The following is a 6,775-nucleotide window of genomic DNA, read 5'->3' as shown; positions in this document are numbered from 1 at the left end:
TGCCTTTTGAAAGCCCAGGACTCCGTCCGAAATATTTGTACATTCCTTAACTGTATCTGGCTTATTCCTTTAACTATCCTATAACTATTCCATTACTATACGCTAACTAATCAGCCACAAGCCTCCTTTGTATTACGAAAAACGGGTAAGCAAATCGATATATGATATTTTCATCAACTTTTTGCAATCGATTGCATATTAATTTTATTTTATATAACTTAGAACTTTCATTGACCTGAATTGCGAAGTATGAGCCAAAAAGAGATTACCATCTATGATATAGCAGAAAAATTAAAAATTTCCGCCGCTACCGTAAGTCGCGCTTTACAGAATCACCCGGCCGTAAACGCTAAAACAAAAAAGCGTATTGTAGATTTGGCCAGTGAATTGGGCTATCAATCCAATAAATTTGCAAGTAATCTCAGAAAACAGAAGACACATACCATTGGCGTAATTGTTCCAAGACTAAACAGTGCTTTTATGTCTACCGTATTATCTGGTATAGAAAAAGTAGCTAACAACGCGGGTTATAATCTGATCATCAGCCAATCATTTGAGACGCAAGAGAAAGAAGCTAAAAATGCACAAACCATGTTCAATAACAGAGTAGATGCGCTGATTATTTCTCTGGCTTACGACACTAAGGATTATAAACACTTAAATAGTTTCATTAAAAAAAATATTCCTATCATATTCTTTGATCGCGTTGCTGATGAAATAGATGCAACCAAAGTTTTAATAGATAATTTTAAAGCCGGCTATCAGGCAACAGAACATCTCATTCACCAAGGCTGTAAAGAAATATTGCACATCACGGGTAACCTCATCAGAAATGTATATAATGACCGACTAAACGGCTATAAAAAAGCTTTAGAGGACAATGGAATAAAATATGACCAAAAGCTGGTTATCTCTAATGATTTATCTGAAAAAGCAATAGAAGACTGCCTGAAAAACGATGTGCTAAAACGCCAAAAATTACCGGACGGTTTATTTATCACAAGCGACCCTTCCGCAGCTTATGCATTAACTATATTAAAAGATGCTGGCGTAAAAGTTCCGGAAGATATGGCAATAATTGGCTTCAATAACGATCTAATTTCCAGAGTTTGTGAACCTGCTATCAGTACCATAAATTATCCGGGAAATCAGATGGGTGAAACTATCGCAAGTATCCTTATCAATCACTTAAATGGCGAAAGCGATATTAATTATATGAATACAGTGATACTAAAAACTGATTTAATTGTAAGAAACTCTTCTTTAAAAAAGGAATAGTTTCTTTTTTTGAACCATTTATACAACCGATTGCAATGATTAAAAAACTGATAATCAAACTATTAATATCAACATTTTCTCTATCAGCATTCGCGGATAACGGCTATAATCTATGGCTCAATTATAAACTGTTGGAAGACGTTTCTGTATTGGCAGATTATAAAGCACAGCTACAAAGCTTATATATCCCTTACCAAAGTGCAACAACGAAAATTGCAGCATCAGAATTAAAAAATGCCTTAAAAGCAATTTTAAACGAACATATAACAGAAACAAAAGAGATCAGGGAAAACAGTTTGGTTTTATTAAAAACGGGAGATTTCACAAAATATGGTTTAGCTTCAAAAAGTTTTGACAAAACAGATGCCTTTGCCATTGAAAAGAAGATTATCCAGAATAAGCCGGTTATCCTTATTTCATCACCATCTGAAATTGGTTTGCTTTACGGAAGCTTTAAATTGCTTCAGATTTTAGGAACCAATGGAGATATATCCCGAATCAATATACAGGAAAGCCCGAAAATAGAGCGTAGAATTTTAAACCATTGGGATAATTTAGACCGGACAGTTGAGCGCGGATATGCTGGCTTTTCGCTTTGGGATTGGCAGCGTTTACCAAAATACATAGATCAACGTTATATAGATTATGCAAGGGCAAATGCTTCCATCGGCATAAATGGAACTGTTTTGACCAATGTTAATTCCAATGCGCTTATTCTTACCAAAGAGTGGCTACAAAAAGTAAAAGCCCTGGCAGACACATTCAGGCCTTACGGCATAAGAGTTTATTTAACCGCAAGATTCAGCGCTCCGATAGAAATTGGCAAACTAAAAACTGCTGATCCTTTAGACGAAGAGGTAAAAACATGGTGGAAAGACAAAGCGAACGAGATTTACAATATTATCCCTGATTTTGGCGGCTTTTTGGTTAAAGCAAATTCAGAAGGACAGCCGGGACCGCAAAACTATGGCAGAAACCATGCTGACGGTGCGAATACGCTAGCCAAAGCGCTTGCTCCTCACGGAGGGATAGTGATGTGGCGGGCTTTTGTTTATGATAATGAAGTTCCTGAAGACAGGGCAAAACAAGCCTATAACGAGTTTAAACCTTTGGACGGTCATTTTGAGGACAACGTTATTATTCAGGTCAAAAATGGGGCAATAGATTTTCAACCGAGAGAACCTTTCCATCCGCTATTTGGTGCTTTGTCAAAAACAAATACAATGGCAGAATTTCAGATTACGCAGGAATATCTGGGAATGGCAACCAACCTCGCCTATCTGGCACCTTTATTTAAGGAATGCCTTGATGCCGATACTTACGCAAAAGGTAAAAACTCGACAGTTGCAAGAGTTATAGATGGTTCCTTATTCAACAATAAAATCTCTGCCATTGCCGGAGTTTCCAATATTGGAAATGACATCAACTGGTGCGGGCATCCCCTGGCTCAATCTAATTGGTTCGCTTTTGGGAAACTGGCCTGGGATTACAGCTTAACATCCGAACAGATTGCCCGCGAGTGGACAAAACTTACACTTCATACTAACAACTCGGCAACCAATGAAGTTGTTGATATTTTAATGCAATCCCGGGAAGCTGTGGTGAATTATATGACTCCGCTAGGTCTTCATCATCTGATGGGATGGGATCATCACTACGGCCCGGGACCATGGATCGCCAATAAGCCACGGGCAGACTGGACTTCGGTTTATTACCATAAAGCAGATAAAAATGGAATAGGTTTTAACAGAACCAGAACAGGAAGTGATGCTGTTGACCAGTACCAGCCGCAATTGGCAAATGAATTTAATTCCACTAAAACCTGTCCCGAGAAATACCTGCTATGGTTCCACCATTTATCATGGGATTACCGTTTGAAGAATGGAGAGACGCTCTGGAATGGATTGGTGAAAAAATATTATCAGGGTGTGGAAGAAGTTCAGCAGATGCAAATCGCATGGGATAAATTAAATGTAAATATAGACCCTGAAACTCATTTAGCGGTAAAACAGCTTTTTAGTATCCAGCATGATGATGCCGTTATGTGGAGAGATGCCTGTGTACTTTATTTTCAGCAATTTTCCGGTAAGCCAATTCCTGCAGGCCTGGGGAAACCCAAACACGATCTGAAATATTACGAAAGCTTAGAATTTAAATATGTCCCAGGAATATAATATTGATATGAAGACATTTATAGCAAAATCCTTTTGCGTTGCCTTATTTACAGCATCGTTAACATGGGTGGCCCAGGCACAAGATGTTAAAGGTTTAAAAGATTATTATCAGGACTATTTCCCCATTGGTGTTGCCGTTAATGTCAGGAGTCTGGAAGAGCCTCAAGCAGATTTTATTAAAAAGAATTTTAACAGTATAACGGCAGAAAACGACATGAAAATGGCCCCTTTACAGCCCAAAGAGGGTGTTTTCAACTGGAAAAATGCTGATAGAATAGTCGACTTCGCCGTTAAAAATAATATGAGAATCAGAGGGCATGCCTTATGCTGGCATGAGCAGGCCGGAGATTGGATTTTTGTAGATAAAAATGGTAATAACGTAAGCCGTGAAGTGTTATTAGAACGATTAAGAACACATATACACACTGTAGTTAACCGGTACAAAGGGAAAATTTACGCATGGGATGTTGTAAATGAAGCCGTTGACGACAATCCGAATAACCTGCTTAGGAAATCTAAGTGGACGGAAATCATTGGTGATGATTTTATAGAAAAAGCTTTTGAATATGCCCATGAAGCAGATCCGGATGCTAAACTTTTCTATAACGATTATAATAGCGAAAGACCTGAAAAAGTAGAGCGAATCTATACCCTTCTAAAACAATTGAAAGACAAAAATATTCCGATAGATGGTGTCGGACTTCAGGCCCATTGGTCTATTTTTGAACCTTCAAGAAGTGAACTGGAGCATGCTATTCAAAAATATTCATCTCTGGGATTAGAAATTCATATTACTGAACTGGATGTTTCTATCTATAAATGGGAAAAAGAAAAAAGAGCTAAACACCCAAATGAATCTGACGAATATACTCCTGAGTTACAAAAAGCACAGGCAGACAAATACAAAATGTTTTTCGAGGTATTTAGAAAATACAAGAAGAATATCACCAATGTCACTTTCTGGAATGCTACAGATAAATACACCTGGCTAGACCATTACCCTGTAGAAGGGCGTAAAAACTACCCTTCTCTATTTGATATTAATGCTAAACCTAAAGCTGCTTTTTGGAAAGTCGTAAATTTTTAAGATCATGAAGAGACTAAGCTTTACCCTAATCCTATCCCTGTTATTTGCCCAGACTTTTGCTACTGGCTTAGAAACCATTATCAGTACAAATGCTTTAGCCAACAGCTTCCCCATTGTAGCCCAATCTAAAGCGAGTAATATTTTATACGATGAAAATGATTTTGACGGTGTAAAAAGAGCTATCAGAGATTTACAAAGCGATATCAAAAAGGTTACCGATCGGGAACCGGCCCTAAACAATAAAACATCTAAAACGACTATCATCATTGGAACTATTGGTAAATCTGCTTTGATTGATGATTTAATAAAAAACAAAAAAATCAACGTAAACGGGATTACAGGCAGATGGGAAAGCACTTTGATTGAGGTTGTACAAAACCCTACAACAGCTATTGAACAAGCTTTGGTGATAGCCGGAAGCGATAAACGAGGTACAATTTATGGTATCTACGAAATCTCTTATCAAGCAGGCGTATCTCCCTGGTACTACTGGGCTGATGTTCCGGTTAAGAATTAAAAAGATCTCTATGTTAAAAATGGAAGGTACGTTTTAGAAAGTCCGGCCGTAAAATACAGAGGAATTTTTTTAAATGATGAAGCTCCCGCCTTAAGCGGCTGGGCAAAAAAAGAATTTGGCGGATTTAACCATCAATTCTACGAAAAGGTATTTGAACTGATTCTTAGACTAAAAGGCAATTACCTGTGGCCTGCCATGTGGGGAAGCGCTTTCAATGACGATGATAAATTAAACCCCGTAAAAGCAGACGAATACGGCGTAGTTATAGGAACATCTCATCATGAACCTTTGACCAGAGCTCATGATGAATGGCGACGTTATGGAAAAGGGGCCTGGGATTATACCAAAAACGAAGAGGAATTAAAAAAATTCTGGAGAACCGGGTTAGAAAGAGTTGCTGACAAAGAGATTTTAGTGACTTTGGGTATGCGTGGCGACGGAGATGAACCCATGACCGAAGGAACTGCTACTGCCCTGCTTGAAAGAATTGTTAAAGACCAAAGAGACATCATCAAAAATGTAACTCAAAAGCCTATTGAGCAAACTCCGCAAGTTTGGGCTTTGTATAAAGAGGTTCAGGATTATTACGATAAAGGCATGCGTGTCCCGGACGATGTGACTTTACTATTGTGTGACGACAACTGGGGAAATCTTAGAAAATTGCCCGATTTAAAAGAAGCACCAAGAAAAGGTGGTTATGGAATTTATTATCATTTCGATTATGTAGGTGGTCCCAGAAATTATAAATGGATCAATACTAATCCTATCCAAAAAACATGGGAGCAGATGAATCTGGCTTATCAATATGACGCCAACCAGATCTGGATTGTAAACGTAGGTGATTTAAAACCTATGGAATTTCCTATCGAGTTTTTTCTGGACTACGCATGGAATCCGGACGCCATTCCATCAGAGCAACTAAAAAATTATACAGTAAACTGGGCAGAGAAACAATTTGGCGGTAAACACAGGAATGAAATCGCTGATTTAATAGACACCTATTTAAAATATGCCGGACGTATAAAACCTGAATTACTGAATGCGGATACTTATAGCTTAACAAATTATAACGAATGGACAAGGGTAATTGCTGATTATGATGTCTTGCTGCAAAAAGCCGTAGAAATCAAGTCTAAACTTCCGCAGATTTATCATGATAGTTTTTATCAATTGGTTTTGCATCCGATAGAAGCAAACGCTAATCTGCACCATCTTTATTATGCACACGCTAAAAATAAACTTTTCGCTAAACAAGGTAGAAAATCAGCCAATCAATATGCTGAGGAAGTAGAAAAAAGATTTAAACAAGACACTGAAATCACCAATTATTACAACAACATAATGGCCAATGGAAAGTGGAAACACATGATGGACCAAACACATATTGGCTATACTTACTGGCAACAACCAGATTCTAATACAATGCCTAAAGTCAGCAGAGTAGAGCTTATGAACAAATCAAATTTAGGCATAAGTGTAGAAGGAAGCGAGGAATTCTGGACCGGGAAAAACGTCAAAGGCACAAAACTGGCTACATTTAATGCTTTATCACAAGCAACACATTATATCGAGTTATTTAACAGAGGCAACACCAGTTCGAAATTTAATATCAAAGCGCCTAAGTATATACATTTATCTAAAACCAGTGGCTCCTTAGATAATGACGAAAGTATTGCTGTTTCTATAAACTGGAATCTGGCTCCAACGGGAATAAGCAAT

At 37.8% G+C, this 6,775-nt stretch carries 4 protein-coding genes and 1 pseudogene; all 5 read left to right on the top strand.

The window, feature by feature from the left end; translation table 11 throughout:
* Positions 1-249: 249 nt before the first annotated feature.
* Positions 250-1,278 (top strand): LacI family DNA-binding transcriptional regulator, encoded by a 1,029-nt coding sequence (locus ABWO41_RS13855; RefSeq protein ID WP_353139150.1) that lies wholly within the window; start codon positions 250-252, stop codon positions 1,276-1,278.
* A 35-nt stretch (positions 1,279-1,313) separates the two neighbouring features.
* Positions 1,314-3,452, top strand: coding sequence for an alpha-glucuronidase family glycosyl hydrolase (locus tag ABWO41_RS13850; RefSeq protein ID WP_353139147.1), 2,139 nt, complete (start codon positions 1,314-1,316; stop codon positions 3,450-3,452).
* A gap of 7 nt (positions 3,453-3,459) precedes the next feature.
* Positions 3,460-4,539, top strand: a complete 1,080-nt coding sequence (locus ABWO41_RS13845; protein WP_353139144.1) for an endo-1,4-beta-xylanase — start codon at positions 3,460-3,462, stop codon at positions 4,537-4,539.
* A 4-nt stretch (positions 4,540-4,543) separates the two neighbouring features.
* Positions 4,544-5,056, top strand: a complete 513-nt coding sequence (locus tag ABWO41_RS13840; RefSeq protein ID WP_353139141.1) for an alpha-glucuronidase family glycosyl hydrolase — start codon at positions 4,544-4,546, stop codon at positions 5,054-5,056.
* Positions 5,057-5,104: 48 nt separating this feature from the next.
* Positions 5,105-6,775, top strand: a pseudogene (locus tag ABWO41_RS13835) (glycosyl hydrolase 115 family protein); the annotation flags it as partial.

Source organism: Pseudopedobacter sp., from assembly GCF_040392825.1.
Classification (GTDB): domain Bacteria; phylum Bacteroidota; class Bacteroidia; order Sphingobacteriales; family Sphingobacteriaceae; genus Pseudopedobacter.
The sequence above is the reverse complement of the archived record's forward strand: the minus strand, read 5'-3'. Positions and strand labels throughout refer to the sequence as shown.

Coding starts and splice junctions, on each gene's coding strand:
- ABWO41_RS13855 (WP_353139150.1), top strand. CDS start 250: ATGAGCCAAAAAGAGATTACCATCTATGATATAGCAGAAAAATTAAAA.
- ABWO41_RS13850 (WP_353139147.1), top strand. CDS start 1,314: ATGATTAAAAAACTGATAATCAAACTATTAATATCAACATTTTCTCTA.
- ABWO41_RS13845 (WP_353139144.1), top strand. CDS start 3,460: ATGAAGACATTTATAGCAAAATCCTTTTGCGTTGCCTTATTTACAGCA.
- ABWO41_RS13840 (WP_353139141.1), top strand. CDS start 4,544: ATGAAGAGACTAAGCTTTACCCTAATCCTATCCCTGTTATTTGCCCAG.